Source organism: Streptomyces sp. NPDC090045 (assembly GCF_044747975.1).
Classification (GTDB): Bacteria; Actinomycetota; Actinomycetes; order Streptomycetales; family Streptomycetaceae; genus Streptomyces.
The window spans coordinates 67501-88331 of sequence record NZ_JBIVFA010000018.1 but is presented as its reverse complement, the minus strand read 5'-3'; the positions used below and the strand labels follow the sequence as shown (position 1 = coordinate 88331).

Annotated in this window: 16 protein-coding genes; 9 read left to right on the top strand and 7 right to left on the bottom strand. The window is 73.6% G+C overall.

Going from position 1 to position 20831, the window contains the following annotated elements; all coding sequences use genetic code 11:
- Together ACIPYQ_RS35180 and ACIPYQ_RS35175 are read left to right on the top strand one after the other, a co-directional pair.
- The coding region (locus tag ACIPYQ_RS35180; RefSeq protein ID WP_401258211.1) for an FG-GAP-like repeat-containing protein at nucleotides 1-458 on the top strand (458 nt) is incomplete at its 5' end.
- A 324-nt stretch (nucleotides 459-782) separates the two neighbouring features.
- Entirely contained in the window at nucleotides 783-1844 is a 1062-nt protein-coding gene (locus tag ACIPYQ_RS35175; protein WP_401258210.1) for a lytic polysaccharide monooxygenase, read from the top strand.
- Nucleotides 1845-1905: 61 nt separating this feature from the next.
- Here the strand turns inward: ACIPYQ_RS35175 and ACIPYQ_RS35170 are convergent, their stop codons facing one another.
- The 3 genes from ACIPYQ_RS35170 to ACIPYQ_RS35160 form a co-directional block, all read right to left on the bottom strand.
- Complete coding sequence (locus tag ACIPYQ_RS35170; RefSeq protein WP_401258209.1) at nucleotides 1906-2766, bottom strand: esterase/lipase family protein; 861 nt, start codon at nucleotides 2764-2766, stop codon at nucleotides 1906-1908.
- A gap of 158 nt (nucleotides 2767-2924) precedes the next feature.
- On the bottom strand, nucleotides 2925-3911 hold the full coding sequence (locus tag ACIPYQ_RS35165) for a hypothetical protein (protein ID WP_401258294.1): 987 nt from the start codon (nucleotides 3909-3911) through the stop codon (nucleotides 2925-2927).
- Between the two features lie 68 nt (nucleotides 3912-3979).
- Entirely contained in the window at nucleotides 3980-7714 is a 3735-nt protein-coding gene (locus tag ACIPYQ_RS35160; protein ID WP_401258208.1) for a DNA polymerase III subunit alpha, read from the bottom strand.
- Nucleotides 7715-7882: 168 nt separating this feature from the next.
- On the opposite strand from ACIPYQ_RS35160, the gene ACIPYQ_RS35155 reads away from it, so the two are divergent.
- Complete coding sequence (locus tag ACIPYQ_RS35155) at nucleotides 7883-8935, top strand: DUF3533 domain-containing protein (RefSeq protein WP_401258207.1); 1053 nt, start codon at nucleotides 7883-7885, stop codon at nucleotides 8933-8935.
- Nucleotides 8936-9226: 291 nt separating this feature from the next.
- Complete coding sequence (locus tag ACIPYQ_RS35150; protein WP_361760197.1) at nucleotides 9227-10411, top strand: AAA family ATPase; 1185 nt, start codon at nucleotides 9227-9229, stop codon at nucleotides 10409-10411.
- 612 nt (nucleotides 10412-11023) lie between these two features.
- On the opposite strand, the gene ACIPYQ_RS35145 is transcribed toward ACIPYQ_RS35150, so the two are convergent.
- From ACIPYQ_RS35145 to ACIPYQ_RS35135, 3 genes are all read right to left on the bottom strand, one after another.
- Nucleotides 11024-11440 (bottom strand): hypothetical protein, encoded by a 417-nt coding sequence (locus ACIPYQ_RS35145; protein ID WP_401258205.1) that lies wholly within the window; start codon nucleotides 11438-11440, stop codon nucleotides 11024-11026.
- A gap of 54 nt (nucleotides 11441-11494) precedes the next feature.
- Nucleotides 11495-13153, bottom strand: a complete 1659-nt coding sequence (locus ACIPYQ_RS35140) for an amidohydrolase (RefSeq protein ID WP_401258204.1) — start codon at nucleotides 13151-13153, stop codon at nucleotides 11495-11497.
- Nucleotides 13154-13232: 79 nt separating this feature from the next.
- Nucleotides 13233-14621: a cytosine permease gene (locus ACIPYQ_RS35135; RefSeq protein ID WP_361760206.1), complete on the bottom strand. Its 1389-nt coding sequence runs from the start codon at nucleotides 14619-14621 to the stop codon at nucleotides 13233-13235.
- 187 nt (nucleotides 14622-14808) lie between these two features.
- Here ACIPYQ_RS35135 and ACIPYQ_RS35130 point away from each other — a divergent pair, with 187 nt between their 5' ends.
- Together ACIPYQ_RS35130 and ACIPYQ_RS35125 are read left to right on the top strand one after the other, a co-directional pair.
- Nucleotides 14809-15363, top strand: coding sequence for a TetR/AcrR family transcriptional regulator (locus ACIPYQ_RS35130; protein WP_401258292.1), 555 nt, complete (start codon nucleotides 14809-14811; stop codon nucleotides 15361-15363).
- A gap of 343 nt (nucleotides 15364-15706) precedes the next feature.
- Complete coding sequence (locus ACIPYQ_RS35125) at nucleotides 15707-16609, top strand: alpha/beta hydrolase (protein WP_361760209.1); 903 nt, start codon at nucleotides 15707-15709, stop codon at nucleotides 16607-16609.
- Here ACIPYQ_RS35125 and ACIPYQ_RS35120 read toward each other — a convergent pair.
- Nucleotides 16606-17175 (bottom strand): NADPH-dependent FMN reductase, encoded by a 570-nt coding sequence (locus tag ACIPYQ_RS35120; protein WP_401258202.1) that lies wholly within the window; start codon nucleotides 17173-17175, stop codon nucleotides 16606-16608. The genes ACIPYQ_RS35125 and ACIPYQ_RS35120 overlap by 4 nt on opposite strands.
- Nucleotides 17176-17489: 314 nt before the next feature.
- Between ACIPYQ_RS35120 and fxsA the strand changes: the two genes are divergently transcribed.
- The 3 genes from fxsA to ACIPYQ_RS35105 are packed head-to-tail and all read left to right on the top strand — an operon-like array spanning nucleotide 17490 to nucleotide 20775.
- A complete protein-coding gene (gene fxsA / locus ACIPYQ_RS35115) occupies nucleotides 17490-17654 on the top strand; it encodes an FxSxx-COOH cyclophane-containing RiPP peptide (protein WP_401258200.1) in 165 nt (54 codons plus the stop codon).
- A 29-nt stretch (nucleotides 17655-17683) separates the two neighbouring features.
- On the top strand, nucleotides 17684-19936 hold the full coding sequence (gene fxsBH, locus ACIPYQ_RS35110) for a radical SAM/SPASM protein FxsBH, inactivated beta-hydroxylase extension form (protein ID WP_401258199.1): 2253 nt from the start codon (nucleotides 17684-17686) through the stop codon (nucleotides 19934-19936).
- Nucleotides 19933-20775 (top strand): aminoglycoside N(3)-acetyltransferase, encoded by an 843-nt coding sequence (locus tag ACIPYQ_RS35105; protein ID WP_401258198.1) that lies wholly within the window; start codon nucleotides 19933-19935, stop codon nucleotides 20773-20775. The genes fxsBH and ACIPYQ_RS35105 overlap by 4 nt, the downstream gene beginning before the upstream one ends.
- Nucleotides 20776-20831 lie beyond the last annotated feature (56 nt).

Genomic DNA, 20831 nt, shown 5'->3' with positions numbered 1-20831 from the left:
ACACCGGCCTCGCCAACAACGCCGGACTCATCCAGCCCTTCACCAGCAGCTACGCCACCCCCGCCAACGCCAACTGGGACTGGAACGCCATCCAGCTCCACTCCGGCGACGTCAACGGCGACGGCCGCACCGACGCCGTCATGGTCTACCACCACGCCGACGGCTCCATCGGCTTCTACAGCTCCCTCGCCAAGACCGACGGAGGCTTCGGCGAATACACCGCCGGCTACACCGTCCCCGCCAGCGGCGGCTGGGACCGCAACGCCATGAAGCTCATCACCGGCGACTTCAACGGCGACCACCGCACCGACATGGGCATGATGTACCGCCAGTCCGACGGCACCATGAAGATGTACACCGGCCTCGCCAACAACGCCGGACTCATCCAGCCCTTCACCAGCAGCTACGCCACCCCCGCCAACGCCAACTGGGACTGGAACGCCATCCAGCTGCCCTGACCCTCAAGCCTGACCCGGTGCAACCACCCCTGTGTCCCGCCTCGGGCGCCCCTCGGCGCCGAGGCGGGACAGGTCGGTTTCGGGCCCTTGGGGTGCGGGGGTTCCACAATGCCGGTTCCTGAGGCCCTTCTTACCTCGACCTTAAGAGGACCCTAAAGATCCGCTCCTGGGGGTCGGAGCAGGCGAAAGGCGTGGTGCGGGGGGCTAGCTTGGCCGGGCCAGGACAGGAAGGGCCGGTGTGGCGCCGCCGGGGGGCGGCGCCGCTGGACCCGCTTCCGGTTCCGCTGGCGCGACCCCTGCCTTGTGCCCGAAGGAGATCCACCCATGTCCGTACGCCGCCGTTCCGTGACGCTGACCCGTATCGCCTCCGCCGGTATCGCCCCGCTGGCGCTGGCCGCGTACGCCGCCGCTCCCGCGGTGGCGCACGGCTCGATGACGGACCCGGTCAGCCGGGTCGCGGCGTGCTACGCGGAGGGGCCGGAGGCGCCGAAGTCGGCGGCCTGCAAGGCGGCCGTGGCGTCCAGCGGGACGCAGGCGTTCTACGACTGGAACGCGGTGAACATCGCCAACGCGGCCGGGAACCACCAGGCGTTGATCCCGAACGGCCAGCTGTGCTCGGCCGGCAACGACAAGTACCAGGGGCTGGACCTGGCCCGGGCCGACTGGCCGGCCAGCCCGATGACCGCCGGTGCGCACACCTTCCGCTACAAGGGCACGGCCCCGCACAAGGGTTCCTTCGAGCTGTACGTGACGAAGGACGGGTACGACCCGTCGAAGCCGCTGAAGTGGTCCGACCTGGAGGCCGCCCCGTTCGCGAAGGTCACCGACCCCGGCATGCAGAACGGCGACTACGTCTTCTCGGGGACCGTCCCGAACAAGTCCGGCCGCCACCTGATCTACAGCATCTGGCAGCGCTCCGACAGCCCGGAGGCCTTCTACACCTGTTCTGACGTGGTCTTCGGCAAGGACAACGGGGGTGGCGGCAATGGGGGTGGTGGCACAGCGCCGAGCACCAAGCCCAGCACCGGGGCGTCTGCGTCCGCGTCCGCGTCCACGAGTGCCAAGCCCGGTACCGGCACCGAGTCCAAGCCGTCCGACAAGCCTTCGGCCCCGACGGACCAGCAGATCGCCGCCGGTGCGGACAAGTCCACCGTCGAGCACAACGGCCACGGCGACAACGACCCGAAGACGAACGGCAGCACCGACGCCGCCGCCGTCCCGGTGCCCTCGCAGACCCCGTCCGGCCGCAACCTCGCGGAGACGGGCGGCAACGGCGCCACCCCGGCGATCGCGATCGCCGGGGCCGGCGCCCTGGCCGTCGGTGCGGCCGTGCTGTTCGGAGTGGCCCGCCGCCGTGCGACGACGGCGGGCCGCCACGGCCGCTAGTCCACCGGCGGAGCAGTGAAGTCGTGAACCGGTGAACGCCGCGGGCCGCCCCCGCCACCCGTCAGTCGAAGACGGAGGCGCAGGTGGTCCGTTCGGCGTGCGCCGGGTCGAGGGCGTTGACCGCCTCGTGCCAGGCGATCCGGTCGGTGAGCCCGATGGCCACGTGCTCCGAGAGGTCCAGGAAGCACAGGTCCTGGAGCACGACGTTGCGTACGTTCGGCCCGTCGAGGAAGCCGCTCCGGTACGGCGTCACCACCTCGTCGTACTTGGTGGCGATCACCGTGTACTTCACTCCGGGCACGGTGTCCCCGCCCGCGTTGAGCTTCTGCAGGAAGGCGGATCCGGCGATCTGGTCGGCGAGGCCGGGGGTGGCGCTGCTGATCAGGTCCTCGGCCCCGGGGAAGTACGGCAGGAGCTTGGTGAAGCCCAGCAGGGTGGTGCCGTGGTTGTCGGGGGCGAGCCCCACCAGGGCGTTGACCTTCTCGTCACCGCCGAGGAACTTCAGGTAGTAGCGCGGCATCATGCCGCCCTGCGAGTGCCCGATGATGTCGGTCTTGGCGGAGCCGGTGGCGGCGAGGACCTTGTCGACGAAGACGTCGAGCTGTCCGGCGGACTTGTCGATGGGGCCGAGCCCGTTGAAGAGGGGCACGCCGGGGAGTTGGCCGTAGTCGAGGGAGTAGACGCAGTACCCGCGGTGCACCAGGTACGGCGCGAGGCCGAGCCAGTTGTCCCAGGAATTGCCGAAGGTTCCGTGGACGAGGACGACGGGGCGCGGGTGCGCGGCGGACGGCTTGCAGGACCAGTTGTTCCAGCCGCTGCTGGGGGCGGACGCGGCCTGCGCTGCGCCGGTGGGGGCGACGAGTGCGGCGGCGGTGAGGGCGAGGACGACCAGCGGGCGGAGCAGACGTCTCCAGGGCAGCATCGTGTGATCTCCTTGCGTTCGACTCAAGGGGATGGGGCGTGGGGGTTCGTCCCGTGATCCGGATCACAAGGGGGCGCTGCTGCCGCTAAATTACGGGTGAGTAGCAACACAGGGAAGTTACGCGTCGGTAAAAACTCGCGTGTCGTCCCGATCGTCCGTCAGGCGGCGAGCGAGCCACGGGCGATGGCCTGCGGTCCGAAGCGTGCGCGGACCCGGTCCGTGACGGCTTCCAGCCGGCGGGCCTTCTCGTCCTCGGGGTCGAAACTGAGCTGCCGCACGGCCCGTTCGGCCGGGGTCAGGCCCTCGGCCCGGAGGGACAGCGCGCGGACCCGGGCCCGTTGCAGGCCGAGGCCCTCGTAGAGGGCGTAGGCCGCGGCGGTCAGGGCCGCCGAGTGCGCGGTGGGTTCGGCCAGGGTGCGGGTGCGGGTGAGCGTGGTGCGGTCGGCGCAGCGGACGGTGAGCGAGAGGGCCCGGCAGACCTGCCCCCGGCCCGGTCCTTGTGTACGAAGCTTCGCGCCGAGCTCCTCCGTCAGCGAGAGCAGGGCCCGCCGGTGCCGTACGGGGTCCAGCTCGTCCCGGTCGAAGAGCCGCTCGGCGGCGATGGTGCGGGCGGCCGCGCCCGGCCGGACGGGGGTCCGGTCGATGCCGAGGGCGCGTTCGTGCACCTCGCGGCCGAGCCGGGCCCCGAGGATCCGCCGCAGGGCGGCGGGCGGGGCCTCGGCGACCCGGCCGACGGAGTCGAGGCCGTAGGAGCACAGGGTGCGGGCCGCCCTGGGGCCGATCCCGTCGAGCACGGTGACGGGCTTGCCCGCCAGGAACTCCCGTACGGCGGCGGGCTCGTCGGGGATCACCAGGGTCCCCCCGGGCCGGGCCTCACGGGCCGCCGCCCGGGCCAGCATGGGGTTGCCGGCCACGCCGACGGCAGCGTCCACGCCGTACAGGGCGAGGGCCCGGACCCGGATCACGGCGGCCAGCCGGCGGACGTCGCAGCCGAAGTACCGCAGCGCGCCCCGGACATCGGCGAGGGCGCTGTCGGGCGCCAGGGCCTGCACGGCCGGGGTGATCCCGCCGAGCAGCGCGAGCACCCCGGCGTACGCCTCGGCCCCGAGCGGTCCCCCGCCCGCGGGGTGCAGCCGCAGGCACATCACGACCCGGCCGGCCGGCACCGGGGCCGCGTGGGCTCCTGCCCCCACATCCGTCACCCGGCCGGTGGTCATCCCGCGCTCCCCGGGCTGGAGTGCCACAGCTTGCGGCCGGTCGCGGGGCCGGTGCCCGGGGGCTGGAGGTCGGCCCACGGGTTCATCTCGTACCCCGTGGACATGCGGATCCGGCGCTCGGGGAGCTGTTCATGTTCCTCCGCCGCACCGTCGCCACCACGACCGCCGCCGCCGTCACCGCCTCCGCCGCCGGAGGCGACCGGCTCGGCCGCCAGGCGTGCCGCCACCGCGTCCAGGCCGCCCGCCGCCCGCAGTTCCGCGAGCTCCGCCAGGTTCCACGCCGCCGCCCCGACCACGCTCAGGCTCTGCGGGCCCCGCCGCTGCACGACCCCGCGTACCAGCAGCAGGAAGGAGTGGAAGACGGTGTGCGCGCACCGCTCGTGGCTGTCGTCGAAGAAGGCCAGGTCGACCAGGCCCGTCCCGTCGTCCAGCGTGGTGAAGATGACCCGCTTCCCGGACCGGATCGGCGGGGTCTGGGTGGCCGCCTTGGCCCCCGCGACCAGTACGGTCTGCCCGTGCGCGGTGTCCTGCAGCCGGCGCGCCGGGACCACCCCCAGCTCGGCCAGGAAGGCGTGGTGGTCCCCCATCAGGTGCCGCGAGGCGTCCATGCCGAGGACGCCCAGCTCGGCGCTGAGCCGTTCCGCCTCGGTGAGGTCGGGCAGTCCGACGGATGCCGTGGACCGGCCGCCCTCCAGGGGTAGTTGGGGACCGCGGACCCCGGCCGCCCGCTGCGCGCCGTGCAGTTCGGTCAAGTGCAGCAGCAGGTCACGCCGGTTGGTGCCGAAGGCGTCCAACGCCCCCACCTGTGCCAGTCGTTCGGCGACCGGGCGCCCCGGGTGCGCCCGGTCCCAGAAGTCGCGCAAGGAGGCGTACGGCTGTCCGTCCTCGATCCGGCCGGCCTCGGCCCCGCTGATGCCGTGGACGTCGGACAGCCCGAGCCGCAGCCCCCACACTCCCTCGACATCGGACACCAGTTCGATACGATGGGCGGCCGCCGACCGGTTCACGTCCAGCGGCAGCACCGGTACGCCCCGCCTCCGCGCGTCCGCCAGCAGCAGCCGCTTCGGGTACATCCCCGGATCGTGGGTCAGCAGCCCGGCGTAGAAGGCCGCCGGATGGTGCGCCTTCAGCCACGCCGACTGGTACGTGGGCACCGCGAAGGCCACCGCGTGCGCCTTGCAGAAGCCGTAGCTGCCGAAGGCCTCGACGATCTCCCAGGTCCGCGCGATCACCTCCACCGGATAGCCGCGCCCGCCCGCCTTCGCCGCGAACCAGACCTTGATCCGCGCCTGCGACTGCGGGTCGGACAGGCCGCGCCGCACCCGGTCCGCCTCGTCCCGCCCGCAGCCGGTCATGACGTGCACGATCTCGATGATCTGCTCGTGGAAGACCACCACCCCGTACGTCTCGCGCAGCGCGTCCGCCAGGTCCGGGTGCGGGAAGCGGACCGGTGCCCGCCCGTGCCGGGCCTCGATGAAGGGCCGCACCATGTCGGCGGCCACCGGCCCCGGGCGGAAGAGGGAGATGTCGACGACCAGGTCGTGGAAGGTCGACGGCTGCAGCCGTCCCACCAGGTCGCGCTGGCCCGGCGATTCGATCTGGAAGCAGCCCAGCGTCTCGGCCGAGCGGATCAGCTCGTACGTGGCCCGGTCCCCCGGCGGCACCTGCGCCGGGTCGTCCAGGTCGAGCTCCTCCCCCGCGCCGCGCCGGATCTCCGCGACGGCGTGCGCCATCGCGGACTGCATCCGTACGCCCAGCACGTCCAGTTTGAGCAGCCCGAGCTCCTCCACGTCGTCCTTGTCGAACTGGGACATGGGGAAGCCCTCGCCGCTGGTGGGCACCACGGGCGTACGGGCGAGCAGGGAGGCGTCGGAGAGCAGCACCCCGCACGGGTGCATGGCGATCCCGCGCGGCAGCGCGTCCAGGGATTCGACGAGCTCCCACAGCCGCCCGTGCGACTCCCCCCGTACGTCGCGCAGTTCGGGGAGTTCCGCCAGCGCGGCGCGGGCGTCGCGGGCCCGGATGTGCGGGAAGGCCTTGGCGAGCCGGTCGATGACGGCCGGGTCCATGGACAGGGCGGCGCCGACGTCGCGGACGGCGTGCCGGACGCGGTAGGTCTCGGGCATGGAGACGGTGGCCACGCGCTCGGTGCCGAACCGGTCGATGATGCGCCGGTAGACCTCCAGCCGGCGGGCGGACTCCACGTCGATGTCGATGTCGGGCAGCACGCGCCGGCGTGTGGACAGGAAGCGTTCCATCAGCAGCCCGTGCGCGACGGGGTCGGCGTGCGCGATGCCGAGCAGGTGGTTGACGAGGGAGCCGGCGCCCGAGCCGCGGGCAGCCACCCGGATTCCCATCTCCCGTACGTCATCGACCACTTGAGCGACCGTCAGGAAGTACGAGGCGAAACCGTGGTAGGCGATGATGTCGAGCTCGTGGTGCATCCGCTCCCAGTACGCGCGGTCGTCCGCGTACCCGCGCAGCACCATGCCCGCCGAGGCCCGGGAGGCGAGGACGCGCTGGGCGCTGCGGTGGGCGGCGCCGACGAGCCGGGCCTCGGGGAAGTGCACGGAGCCCATGCCGAGGTCGTCCTCGGGGTCCACGGAGCAGGCCTCGGCGGTACGGGAGGTCTCCGCGAGCAGGCGTCTGGCGTCGGCGGGGCGCAGGCCGGCGGCCTGGGCGATGCGGTCGGCGGCCTCGGCCATGGCGGCCGGCGCCTTGAGCCAGCGTTCGCCGGTGTCGAGGGGCCCGCGGGGGTCGATGGGGACCAGGCGGCGGGCCGCGTCGAGGATGTCGGCGACCGGGCCCTGGCCGGGGTCGGCGTAGCGGACGGCGTTCGTGAGCACGGCCCGGACGCCCTGTTCGGCGGCGAAGCCGACGGTACGGGCGGCCAGCCGGAGTGAGCCGGGCCCGGTGCCGGTGCGGCCGTGGTGGACGGCCTCCAGGCGCAGGGAGTCGCCGTAGATCTCCCGCCAGGGCGCGAGCAGCCGGGCGGCCCGGTCGGGGCGGCCCGCGGCGAGCGCCCGCCCCACCTCGGAGCCGGGCCCGAGGAGGACGAAGACGCCCTCTCCGCGCAGGGCCGGCCAGGGCAGCACCGGCTGCCGTTCCGCGTCCCGCGAGGAAGGCGCGAACCGGGCGGGCCCGGCACCGGCGTAGTCCGCGCCGCGGAAGCCGGACCCGGCCCACGCGCCTGCGGCGGCCTCCCCTGCGGTCCCGGCCGCACCCCCGAAGGAACCAGCGTGCGCGGCCGTGGTCATCCGGCACAGCTCGGACCACCCGGCGGCCCCGTCGCGGGCCAGGAAGACGGCTCGCGCGGCGGACTCGTCGAGGAAGGCCCCACCTTTGATGGGGGTGCGCCGCCGGTACGAGGCCTCGTACGGGCCGCCCGAACGGGAGCCGGCCGAGCCCCCCGACCCGGCCGACCCCGTCCGGCCGCCCCCACCCGTACCGGGTCCGCCCGAACCCGCCGAGCCCGCCGAACCCGCCGAGCCCGCCGAGCCCGCCGAGCCCGCCGCAGGCGACACGGCCAGGTCCACTCCGAACAGCGGCCGGATCCCCGCCTTCGCGCACGCCTTCGCGAACCGCACCGCGCCCGCGAGGGTGTCGCGGTCGGTCAGGGCGAGGGCGTCCATGCCCCGCTCGGCGGCACGTTCCGCCAGCCGTTCGGGGTGCGAGCCCCCGTAGCGCATGGAGAACCCCGAAACGGTGTGCAGATGCGTAAAACCAGGCACCCGCGGCCTCCTGCTTCGCTCGTTGAACACCTCCTCCCCCACCCCCCACCATAGAGCAATTCGAATATCCGTGCGAAACATCTGTTCGATCGCCTGAGGGGTCGTCCAGGTCATCCGTTCGGCCTTCCCCTGCTGCGCCCCGCCCCTCGTACGCCGAGCGTGTGGAACATGACCCAGCCCACCGAGAGCGCCGACGCAGGCCCGTCCCCCACAGGCTTCCTCGCCGAGTTCAAGGACGCCGTGACCACCCGGGCAGCCCTGCTGGTCCTGGGGGTGCTGGCCCTCCAGCTCGCCTTCATCACCTCGTACATCGGGGCCTTCCACCATCCGAAGCCCAGCGAGATCCCGATCGCCGTGGCCGCTCCCCTCGCGCCGGTGGCCCAGCAGACCGCGAAGCAGCTCGGCGCCCTGCCGGGCCAACCGCTCGACCCCAGCGTGGTCAAGGACGAGGCCGCGGCGCTCGACCAGGTCAGACACCGGGACGTCGACGCCGCGCTGATCGTCGACCCGGCCGGCAAGACCGACCGGCTGCTGGTCGCCTCCGGCGCCGGCGCCTCGCTGTCCCAGGCCGTGGAAGAGATCGTCGGCTTCGTCGAGAAGACCCAGGGCCGGACCCTGCGGGTCACCGACGTGGCCCCGGCCGGCAAGGGCGACAGCCGCGGCCTGAGCTCCTTCTACCTGGTGATCGGCTGGTGCGTGGGCGGCTACCTGTGCGCCGCGATCCTCGCGATCAGCGCCGGCGCCCGGCCCGCGAACGGACACCGCGCCGTCATCCGGCTCGGCGCGCTGCTCGTGTACGCGATCGCCGCCGGGCTCCTCGGCACGGTCATCGCGGGCCCGATCCTGGGCGCGCTGCCCGGCAGCATCTGGGGCCTGTGGGGGCTGGGCACCCTGGTCGTCTTCGCGGTCGGCGCGATCACCCTCGCCTTCCAGGGGGTGGCGGGCGTGATCGGCATCGGCCTCGCGATCCTGCTGGTCGTGGTGCTCGGCAACCCGAGCGCCGGCGGCGCCTACCCCTACCCGCTGCTGCCGCCGTTCTGGAGCACCATCGGCCCGGCCCTGCCACCGGGCGCCGGTACGTACGCGGCGCGCTCCATCACGTACTTCCGGGGCAACGGCGCGGGCGGACCGCTCCTGGTGCTGGCCGCCTGGGCGGTGGTCGGTTCGGCGGTCACCCTGGCCTGCGCGGTGTCCCGCAAGGACCGGCCGGGCCCGGCCTGACCCCTGCGGGGCGCTCGGCGGGGCTTGTATGTACGGGCTCGTCGGCACAGGCCGGGCCGCGGGGTGCGGACGCGCGGGAGGGTCCCCGCAGGACGAGCGCGCAACCCAGGCCGCACAGCCGGACCCTGCCCGCAGGCGCGAGCCGAGGAGACCCTCGCGCGGGGCACCGCCTCGCCCCTCCGAGCCGCCCGCAGGGGACGCGGCGCAGGCCGAGCACCCCGCAGGGAACACCGCACGGCCCGAGCCACAACACCGCCGAGCCGCCCGCAGGGCACACGGCATGATCGGGGTGTGATTACCACCCTCGCCGTCGAGAACTACCGCTCCCTGCGCAAACTGATCGTCCCCCTGGGCCGGCTCACCGTCGTGACGGGGGCCAACGGCACGGGCAAGTCCAGCCTCTACCGCTCACTGCGCCTGCTCGCCGACTCCGCACGCGGCGGGGCGGTCGCGGCGCTGGCCCGGGAGGGCGGACTGCCCTCCACCCTGTGGGCCGGGCCGGAGAAGCTCGCCCGTGCCGTGCGCGAGGGCCACCAGCCGCTGCAAGGCACGGTCCGCAGCGAGCCGGTCAGCCTCCGTCTGGGCTTCGCGGGCGACGAGTTCGGCTACGCGGTGGACTTCGGGCACCCGGCCCCGGTCCCCGACTCCCTCTTCGCCCTCGATCCGGAGATCAAGCGCGAGTGCACGTGGGCGGGCCCGGTCCTGCGCCCGGCCGCGCTCCTCTCGGACCGTGCGGGGCCGGCGGTGCGCACGCGCACCGCGGACGGAGGCTGGCACCGTACGCAGAACGCCCTGCGCCCGTACGACTCCATGCTCAGCGAGCTCGCGGACCCCCAGCTGGCCCCGGACCTCCTCGCCCTGCGCGACCTGATCCGGTCCTGGCGGTTCTACGACCACGTCCGCACCGACGCGGAGGCGCCCGCCCGGATCCCGCGGGTCGGCACCCGTACGCCGGTGCTCAGCGCCGACGGCTCGGACCTGCCGGCCGCGCTCCAGACGATCCGCGAGATCGGGGACCACGCCGCGCTGGACGAGGCGGTCTCGGCGGCCTTCCCCGGCAGCCGGGTCTCCGTCACCGACCGCGACGGCCGCTTCGAGCTGGAACTCCACCAGCACGGCCTGCTGCGCCCGCTGGGTGCGGCCGAACTCTCCGACGGCACCCTGCGCTACCTGCTGTGGACGGCGGCCCTGCTGACCCCGCGGCCGCCCGCGCTGATGGTGCTCAACGAGCCGGAGACCAGCCTCCACCCGGACCTGCTGGACCCGCTCGCCGATCTGATCCTCACGGTGAGCCGGGACACCCAGACGGTGGTGGTCACCCACGCGGCGCCGCTGGCCGAGGCCCTGGAGGCCGGTACCCGCCGGCACCGGGTGGACCTGGAGACCATCACCCTGGTCAAGGAGTTCGGCCGGACCGAGGTGGCAGGCCGCGAGGGTCCCCTCGACGAACCCCTCTGGTACTGGCCCCAGCGCTAGCCTGTGGCCTGGCCGGCCGGGATGCGGGAGCCGGTGCGGGTAGGGCCGGGCGCGCCGATGGCCTGGCCGGCCGGGGGCGATGCGGAGGCCGGCGGATCGGTGCGGCCCGGGCCGGGCCGGTTGGCTGCGCCGCTCGGGCGGGGTCGGAGGGGTGGGGCCGGGCGTGCCGGTGGCCTGGCCGGCCGGGGCGCGGGCTTCGGCGGCGCGGCCTGGGCCGGGTGTGTTCCGGGGCGTCTCCTCGGGCGTCGAACGTGTCGGGGGGGTCGGCGGGCCGGGGCACCTTGTGTTCGACGCCCTGCGGGGAGCGCCCCTGCACACACCCGCCCCTGGCCCAACCGGCCGGGCTGCTACTCCAGCCCCTGCGGCCTTTCGGCCGGCCGCACCATCCAGCCTCGCCGCACAATTCCAGCCCCTCCGGCGTTTGAGGAGCGGGTCCGGGCGGAGCCCGGCGGGGTCCGGGGCGGAGCCCCGATCTTTGAGCCGCGCCAGCCAATCCGGCCGCACCCCTCCAGCCCCTCCGGCGTTTGAGGAGCGGGGTGCGGGGCGGAGCCCCGGTCTTTCAGCCTCGCCGGCGTTTGAGGCGCGCGGGCTCGGGGGCGGAGCCCCGGTCGGTCAGTCGGCCGTCGGGGGCGGGGCGCCGAGGAGGCGGGCCGCGCGTTCGGTCTCGGCGTCGTAGACCTGGAAGTCGATGCGCTGGCCGTCCGGGGCCCGGTACTCCAGCACCCGCATGCCCGGCCGCAGGCTCGCCCGGACGGCCGCCCGGCCGCCCACCGGCAGCGGGACCGCGCCGCGCAGCGGGGCCTTGAAGACCGCGCCCGTGCCGTCCGCGCCGACGCCCAGCTTTCCGTAGCCGAAGAACCGCCGCCGCGGCCCCTGCCGCCACCGTGCCTGGCAGGGGACGGCCACCACGGCGCCGCCCGAGGCGGCCGCGGTGCGCCCGGCCGCCCGGCGGGCCACCGTCCTGCGGGCCAGGGTTCCGGCCAGCAGGGCGACGACTGCGAGCGCTGCGAACTCGACGAGCGTGACCACGTCCCCCACCTCTCCCCGGGCGGAGCGCCCGTGAGGGATCAGCCTAGGCAGAACTCAGGCGGTCCGGTGGACCACTTCGCCCGCCACCACCACCGTTTCGGCCACCGTGCCCGGGATCTCGTCGGCCGGGACCGCGAGGATGTCGCGGGAGAGGACCACGAAGTCCGCCGCCTTGCCCACGGTGAGCGAACCGCGTTCCTGGTCGAGGAAGTTGGCGTGGGCGGAGCCCATCGTGTAGCCGTACACGGCCGTGGCCACGTCCACCGTCTCGGCCGGCTGCCAGGCCGGGCCCGCGCCGGACAGGGGGCGGCGCGTCACCGCCGTGTAGATGCCGACCATCGGGTCCATCTCCGCCACGTTCCAGTCGCTGGAGAACGCCAGCACCGCCCCGGCCTCGTGCAGGCTGCGCATCGGCCAGGCCTTGTGCCAGCGGCCCTCGCCGACGTTCTCCGCCCAGTCCTGGCCCGGGCCCGCGATCTCCGGTGCGCAGTGCCTGGGCTGCATGCACGCGACCACGCCCAGCTCCGCGAAGCGCGGCACGTCCTCGGGGTCCAGGCACTCCACGTGGACCACCTGGTGGCGGGCGTCGCGGGGGCCGTTGGCCGAGCGGGCGTGCTCCACCGCGTCAAGGACGGTCCGGATGCCCCGGTCGCCGGTGGCGTGGACGAAGCACTGGAAGCCGCGTGCGTCCAGCTTCGCCAGCAGCTCGGCGAACTCCTCGGCCGGGAAGAAGGTCTCGCCCCGGTGGTGGCCGCAGCCCGCGTACGGCTCCAGCAGGGCGGCCGTGCGCGGCTCCACCACGTCGTCGATGTAGAGCTTGAGCGGGCCGACCCGCAGCCGCTCCCCCGCGTACGCGCGGGCGGCCGCCGCGAAGGCGTCGAGTTCCTCTTCGGTGGTGCCCCGCGGGTGGAACAGGGCGGCGACGATCCGCGAGCGCAGCCTTCCCTCCGCCCGGGCCCGCTCGTAGAGGGCGAGGTCGTCGAGGGAGTTCTGCGGCTCGACCACCGTGGTGATGCCGAAGCCGATCGCGTCGTCGAGGCTCTTGGCGAGCCGCCCGTACTGCCGGTCCGGCGAGGCCCACGGGACGCCCAGGTCGCGCAGCGCCCGGTGGCCGTCGCGCGAGAGCCCCTTGACGGCGAAGTCCTTGACGAATCCGGTGGGTTCGCCGGTCTGCGGGTCCACCGCCGCGGTGCCGAAGGGGAGGTCCGTGCGGTCCCGCGAGACTTCCAGCCGCCGCATGGCCGCCGTGTTCAGCCAGGCCGTGTGCACGTCGTACGAGAGCACGATCGCGGGGATGTCCCCGGTGACGGGGTCCAGGTCGGCGGCGCACGGCATCCGGCCGTCCGGGATCGCGGAGTAGTCGAAGGCCTCGGCCTCGACCCACTCCGCGTCCGGGTTGGCCTCCCGCCAGGCCAGGATCCGCTCGTGGATGCCCTCCAGGGTGCGGACCCCGGCGAGCTGCACGCAGGCGTCGTCCGAGCCGAGCCGGACGTGGTTGTGGGCGTCGATGAAGCCGGGGAGCACGAGCTTCCCGCCCGCGTCGATCCGCTCGGTGTCCGGGCCGGCCCAGGCGGCGGCCTCGTGGTCCGGGCCGAGCCAGACGATCCGGCCGTCGTACACGGCGAGGGCCTCGGCCTCGGGCAGGTCCGGGTCCACGGTGTGGATGCGGGCTCCGGTGAGCAGCAGGTCGGCGGGGAAGGGGTGGCGTGCCATGTGAGGGTGCTCCATTGCGCGTGACGTGTCGTGCGGGCGGCCGGGCGGGGCGGGCAGCCGGGGCGGGACGGGTGGCCGGTCAGGCGGCCGGGGCGTACGCCGGTACCCGGCGCCGGGTGAGGGCCCAGTAGGCGAGTCCGGAGACGACCGACCCGAGGAGGGTGAGGTCGGCGCCGCCGAGCGGTGCCACCAGCGGTCCGGTCCACAGTTCGGAGTCGCAGGTCAGGGCGGCGAAGGTCATGCCGGCGAGCAGGGCGGCCACGCCCGCCGGGTGGTAGCCGGAGCGGTACCAGTAGGCGCCGGCACTGCCCGCGTGCAGTGCGTCGGAGTCGTAGCGGCAGCGGCGCAGCAGCATGTCGGCGAGGAAGACCCCGCCCCAGGGGGCGAAGACGATGATCAGGAGGGAGAGGAAGGAGAGCAGGGAGGTGGTGAAGTCGGTGAGGAAGAGGGCGGCCAGCGAGCCGACGGCGGTGACGGCGGCGCTGATGACGATGGCCCGGGCGCGGCTCCACGGGATGCCGAGGACCTGGAGGTTCAGGCTGGAGGAGTAGAGCGTGATGATCGAGTTGGTGACGGAGCCGCCGAGTACGAGGGCCAGGAACAGCGGCTGGAACCAGCCGGGCAGCAGGCTCTCGGCCCCGGCGACCGCGTCGGTCATGTCGGTCTGGGTGGCGGCGGCGACGCCGGCGACGCCGAGGGCCACGGAGGAGACGAAGCCGCCGAGCGCGCCCATCCACGTGATGGACCGCAGCGAGGTGGTCCGGGGCAGGTAGCGGGTGTAGTCGGCGGGCATCGGCACGTACGAGAACGGCCCGGCGAACATGACCACGAAGGCGAGGCTCCAGCCGGACAGTCCGGGGGCGGTGGCCGCGGCGGCGGTGTCGGCGCCGGGGAGGACGAAGAGCAGCAGGACGCCGAAGCCCGCGGCCAGGACGTAGGCCATCCAGCGTTCGGCGAACTGCACGGTGGCGTGGCCCCACATGGCGACGGCGAAGGTCAGCGCGAGGGTGACGAGCAGGGCGACGGCGCGGCCGGCCGTGCCGCCCTGCCAGCCGATCTCGGCGAAGAAGACCTCCAGGGCGAGGGTGCCGACCACGGTGTTGACGATGGTGTAGCCGATGCTCACCACCCAGTTGAGGACGCCGGCCGGGAAGTTGCCGCGGACGCCGAAGGCGGCGCGGGAGATGACGAGGGTGGCGGTGCCGGTGCGGATGCCGCTGAGTCCGGCGGCGCTGATGGCGAAGAAGGACAGTCCGCCGATCACGACCACGGCGGTGGCCTGCCAGAAGGAGAGCCCGAAGGCGACGGCGAGGGCGCCGTTGATCACGTAGGTGAAGGTGAGGTTGGAGCCGAACCAGAGCCAGAAGAGGTCCTTGGCACTGCCGTGGCGCTCCGCGTCGGGGATGGGGTCGATCCCGTGCGTCTCGACCCGGAAGACCTCGTCGACGTCGGCCGTCTGCTGCGCCATACTGCACCTCTGATCTTGAACGCCGTTCTAAGTTCTTGAATGGCATTCAAGATGAGGGCGGGACCCCACCCGCGTCAAGACCCCGTCCGGGATAAGGTCGGGCCAGGTGAGACGGAGGGCGGGACCGGTGACGCGAGCGGGAACGGGGGCGGCGCGGCGGCGCGACGGGCGGATCGCCCAGGAGCGGATGCTGGAAGAGGCCATGGCGGCGATCGCGGAGGACGGCCTCGCGTCGCTCACCATGTCGGCGCTGGCCGAGCGGCTCGGCACCAGCGGCGGCCACATCCTGTACTACTTCGGCAGCAAGGACCGGCTCCTGCTGGAGGCCCTGCGCTGGAGCGAGGAGCAGCTCACCGGCGAGCGCCGGGCCCTGCTGGGCCGCAGGGTGACGGCCGCGCGCAAGCTCGACCAGTACCTGGAGCTCTACCTCCCCGAGGGCCCGCGCGACCCGCGCTGGACGCTCTGGATCGAGCTGTGGGCCCGTACCGCGTCCAACGAGCCGCTGAAGGCCGCCCAGGAGGAGATCGACGAGAGCTGGCAGCGGGACCTGGAGGCGCTTCTCGCCAAGGGCGTGGAGCAGGGCCGCTTCGCGCCCATGGACGTACCCGGACGGGCCTCGGAGCTGCTCGCCCTGCTGGACGGTCTGAGCACCCGGGTCGTCCTGGGCCAGCGCGGCGCGGACCGGGCCCGGGCTCTGCGGCAGGCCCGCTCGGCGGCCGCCCTGCTGATCCCCGCGCCGTAGCGGGCCCGGCGCATCCGACTCCTTCATTTCGAAACGGACCGGACCGCGACCGGGTTTTCCCCCGATGTCTCATCCTGGTGCCGCAATTCGACACGCAAAAGCGGAAGCGTCCGTGCCGAAAAAAGCCCTTTCCGGGCAGGCCCAAGGACCCTTACGCCTGTTCACGCCCGTTCACGCCCCCAAGACCCCCTACTTGACCTGGGCATATACCAGGGGACCAAAGGCGTCCGAAGGCTCGTGAAGCCCTTCACAAGAATTTCGCACGAAGTGCGCCCTACCGCGCTCCTCCCCCAGCGAGCACAATCTCGGTGACGACTCGCACCGATCGTGAAGGAGGGAGCGCGTGCGCAATCAGGTGCGCACAGCGGACGGACGTGCTCTGGCCGTGGAGCGCTGGGGCGATCCCGACGGCAAGCCCGTCTTCCTGCTCCACGGCATGCCCGGCAGCCGCCTGGGCCCGGCCCCCCGGGGCATGGTCCTCTACCAGCGCCGCATGCAGCTCATCGCCTACGACAGACCCGGCTACGGCGGCTCCGACCGCCACCCGGGCCGCACCGTCGCCGACGTGGCCCACGACGTGGCCGCCATCGCCGACGCCCTCGGCCTGGACACCTTCGCGGTGGCCGGCCGCTCCGGCGGCGCCGCCGGAGCCCTCGCCTGCGCCGCCCTGCTCCCGGACCGGGTCACCCGGACCGCGGCCATGGTCGGCCTGGCCCCCCGGGACGCGGAGGACCTGGACTGGTTCGCCGGGATGGCCGCGTCGAACGTCAAGGAGTACACCACCGCCACCACCGACCCCGAGGAGCTCGCGGCCCGGCTGATCCCGCGCGCCGACGGCATCCGCAAGGACCCCGGCCGGCTGCTGGACGAGCTGCGCCGGGAGCTGACCGACAACGACCGCATGATCGTCTCGGACGCGGGCCTGCGGTCGATGCTGCTGCGGAACTACCGCGAGGGGCTGCGCCATTCGGCGTACGGCTGGATCGACGACGTCCTCGCCTTCAGCCGCCCCTGGGGCTTCGACCCGGCCGACATCCGCTGCCCGGTGCTGATCTGGCACGGGGAGCTCGACGTGTTCTCCCCCGTGGGCCATTCCCGCTGGCTGGCCCGCCGCATCCCGGGGGCCACGACCGCCATCGAGCCGGCCGCCGCGCACTTCGCGGCCTTCCGCGCGCTGCCCGACGCACTGAACTGGCTGCTGCGCGACCTGCCCATCCCACCCCTGAGCGAACAACAGCCCGCCTAGGCGCCGTTCGGGCCGCCCTGGCGGTCCCGGCCGGCCAGTACGCCGAGCACCTCGCCGATGCGCGCCCGGACCTCCGGGTCGGCGATTGTCCCGTCCCGGCCGGACATCCCCCCGGTCACCGGGATCCGCACGCAGGCCTCCTCCACGACCGCGGCGCCGGTGTAGCCGAGTACCGTGCGCAGCGTGGCCTCCGCGCCCCCGCCACGGCCCGGGGCGGCGGCGTTCACCCAGGCCACGGGCTTGTCGCTGATCTCGGTACCGCCGACCGTCCAGTCCAGGAGGTTCTTGAACGATCCCGGCAGGGTACCCGCGTACTCCGGGGTGCAGACCAGGATCGCGTCCGCCGCGGCGATCGCCGCGCGCAGCCCGGCCACCGGAGCGGGCAACGGGGCCGTGTCGTCATCGGGGTTGAAGTGCGGCAGCGTCCCCAGCCCTTCGTACAGGACGGTGCGCACGCGGGCGGGGGTCTCGGCGGCGACGGCCTGCGCGGTGCGCAGCACCGCCTCGTTGGAGGAACCGGCACGCAGACTTCCGGACAGCAGGAGGATCAGGGGCGGCGTGGTCATGCCCCCAACCTACCGAGGCGGGTCGGCCCAGGTCAGCGACGGGTTCCGGCGCTCGCGCACCCCGGCCGGAGCCGGGTGCGGCCCCGGCCGGGTCCCGGTCCGGGGCCGCCGCCGGAAGAAAAGGATCTTGCCGTCCGGCGAACGGCCGAATAAGGCGCGACGAGAAATACGCCGAGCTTGCTATAGAACGGTTGACCAGGCGTCATGTCTCGGTTGCCAATGGGGTGTGGCCGAGTAAAGTCCACGCTTGACGGCAGCATGTCGCTGTTGTCATTCACATGCCCATTCCACATGGCTTCCCCAAGGACGGTGTCGTGAACACTTCCGCAACCCCCCCGACCAGCACGGTCAAGGCCCGCCGGATCCCGCTCGCCAAGATCGACGTGCACACCGCCTCCGCGGCGGCGACGCTCGGTCGCGTGCTGCCGGCTGAATCCGGTCGTCCGGTTCAGGCACCGATCTTCAACTCCGCGCTCTGACACCGAAGTAAGCGCTCTAGACTGGTGGAATGACCGGCCTGATCGCATTTCGCGAGATCGTCCTGAAAGTTCACAGCAGATGCGATCTTGCTTGTGATCATTGCTATGTCTACGAACACGCAGATCAGAGCTGGCGAGCCCGGCCGAAAGTGATCTCCCCCGAGGTAATTTCGCATACCGCGTCCAGGCTCGCCGAACATGCCCGTGACCATGCACTCCCCTCCGTCACGGTGATTCTCCATGGAGGGGAACCCCTGTTGGCGGGCACGGCCCGGCTCCGCCTCGTGTGCGAGGAGTTCAGCCGGGCGCTCACCGGAACCGCCGCCCTCGACCTGCGGATCCACACCAACGGCCTGCAGCTCAGCACCCGTTACCTCGACCTCTTCGACGAGTTCGGCGTCCGGGTCGGCATCTCCCTGGACGGGGACCGCGCCGCCAACGACCGCCACCGCCGCTTCGCGGACGGCCGTACGAGCCACCCGCTGGTCCTGGCCGCCGTCGCGCTGCTCCGCTCTGAGCCCTACCGCCACCTCTACCAGGGCCTGCTCTGCACCGTGGACGTGGCCAACGACCCGGTGGCCGTCCTGGACGCGCTCGTCGAACTCGAGCCGCCCCGCGTGGACTTCCTCCTCCCGCACGCCACCTGGGAGACCCCTCCGGTCCGCCCGGACGACGCCCCCGACGCGTACGCGCGCTGGCTCCTGCGGATCTTCGACCACTGGGAGCGCCTCGGCCGCCCGGTGCCCGTACGGCTCTTCGAGTCCCTGCTCTCCACCCTGCGCGGCGGCCCCAGCCTCACCGAGTCGCTCGGTCTCGCGCCCACGGACCTCGTCGTCGTCGAGACCGACGGGACCCTGGAACAGGTGGACTCCCTGAAGAGCGCCTTCGAGGGGGCCGCCGCCACCGGGTTCAACGTCTTCGACCACGCGTTTGACCAGGTCGCGGCCCATCCCGGGGTACGCGCCCGGCAGCTGGGCCTCGCGGGCGTCAGCGACTCGTGCCGCCGCTGCCCCGTCGTACGTTCGTGCGGCGGCGGGCTCTACACCCACCGCTACCGCGACCGCAACGGCTTCGACAACCCCTCCGTCTACTGCACCGACCTGCGCGAGCTCGTGGACGGGGTCGAGGGCCGCACGGCCGTGCGGGAGACCGCGCCGCAGCTCTCCGACCCGGCCGAACTCGCCCGTTCCCAGGAGGAGCTGACCCGGATCCTGCTGGCCCGGCTGCACGCGGACCTCGGCGCCGAGCCCGGCTGGGCGCGCGCCTGGGAGCTGCTGGCCGCCGTGGAGCAGGCCGGGGAGGCGGGCGCGGACGCGCTGGACGCCGTACTGGACCACCCGTTCACCCGTACCTGGGTGCTGGCGGCCCTGGACGCCGCCCGGGAGGGCCGGCAGGACGGTCCGGAAGCGGCGCGCAGGCTGACCGCGCTGGCCGTCGCGGCCGTCCTGCGCGGCGGGCTGGACCTGCCGGCCGAGGTGGCCTACCGGGACGGCGAGGTGTACCTGCCGACGCTGGGGCTGCTGCGGCTCGGGGAGCCCGGTACGGAGGGCCGGGCCGCGCTGCACGTCACCGACGAGGGGTACGCCGTACGGGACGGGCGCGCCGAGCACCGCTTCGGGCCCGCGGCGGGGGACGCGCGCTGGCAGCCCGTACGCACCTGGTCGCCCGGGCCGGACGCGGCACCGGTGGCGCTGGAGGACCTCGACCCGTACCGCAACTGCTTCCCCCGCCCGCCCAGGCTCCGGCTCGGCACCGGCGAGGCCGAGGAGTGGCGGGGCAGGCTGGACCGGGCGTGGGCGCTGCTGCACAAGGCGGTGCCTGAGTTCGCCCGGGCGGCGGCCGCCGGGCTGACCACCCTGACCCCGCTGGCGGGCGGCCCGCGGGCCGGCGGCTGGGGCGAGGCGGGCCGGCACGGGCCGGGGGCGCTCGGGGTGCCGTACGCGGCGGGGGCGCGGGAGACCGCGCTCGCGCTGCTGACCGGGCGGCGGCGGACCCGGCTGCGGGCCCTGACCGAGGTGGCCGACCTGTACGCGCTGGACGGGGAGTGGCAGCACCCCTCGCCGTGGCGTGAGCGTCCGGTCCCGGTGTCGCGGCTGCTGGCCGACGTGCACGAGCGGGTGGCGGTGGAGGCGTACCGGCGGGCCACCGCGGCGCCCGAGCCGGGCGGCTCGGACCGCATCCACCGGGCGCTGGACCGCCTCTCGGAGGCGGCCGAGCTGACCACCACCGGCAAGCGCCTCGTCGCGGAGCTCCGCTACGAACTGAAGGCGGTCGGCGCGTGAGCGCCCCGCCCCGGCCCCCGGCCCCGTCCGGCGTCGGCCCGGTCCGGGCCGTCGGCGCCCTCCAGCTGGCCGTGCAGCTGCGGCTGCTGGGCGTCCGCCCCGGGATGCGGCTCATGGTGCACGCCGCCCTCGGCGGGACCGGCCTGCGCGCCGAGCAGCTGCGCGACGCTCTCACGGGGGTGCTCGGTCCGCGCGGCACCCTGGTGGTCCCCGCGTTCACCCCGGAGAACTCCAAGACCTCCAGCGCCCATCTGGAGCGGATCAACGGCCTGGACGGGTCCGGGGTGCGGGCCTTCCGCGAGCGGATGCCCGCCTTCGACCCGGCGAGCACCCCGAGCCAGGGCATGGGCTCGCTCGCCGAGGCCGTCCGCACCGCGCCGGGCGCCGCGCGCAGCGCTCACCCGCAGACCTCCTTCGCCGCCCTCGGCGCGGACGCGGAGCGGCTCTGCGCCGGGCACCGCATCGAAAGCCACCTGGGTGAGGAGTCGCCGCTGGGGAAGTTGTGCTGGGAGGGCGGTCAGGTACTCATGATCAATGTGGGGTTTTCGGTCTGCACGGCTTTCCATCTCGCGGAGTACCGAATTCCGAAGCCCCCCTTGCGCATGTACGAGTGTGTGGTGAAGGTGAACCTTCCGGGGCGGCAAGGGAGCCGGCGGGAAGGGGCGTGGACGGCATACGAGGACGTCGCGCTGGACGACGGCGATTTCGCGGAGATCGGCAGGACGTTCCCGGATTCCCGGGTGCGCAGGGGGCGGGTGGGAGGGGCGGCGACCATGCTCTTCTCCCTCCCGGACGCCGTCGACCACGCCCTTGAGTGGATGACCGAAAACAGACGCTGATTGACTGAACGATGAGGGGATGTGGCGAAGCAGCTCCGGAATGATGTTTCTTCGCT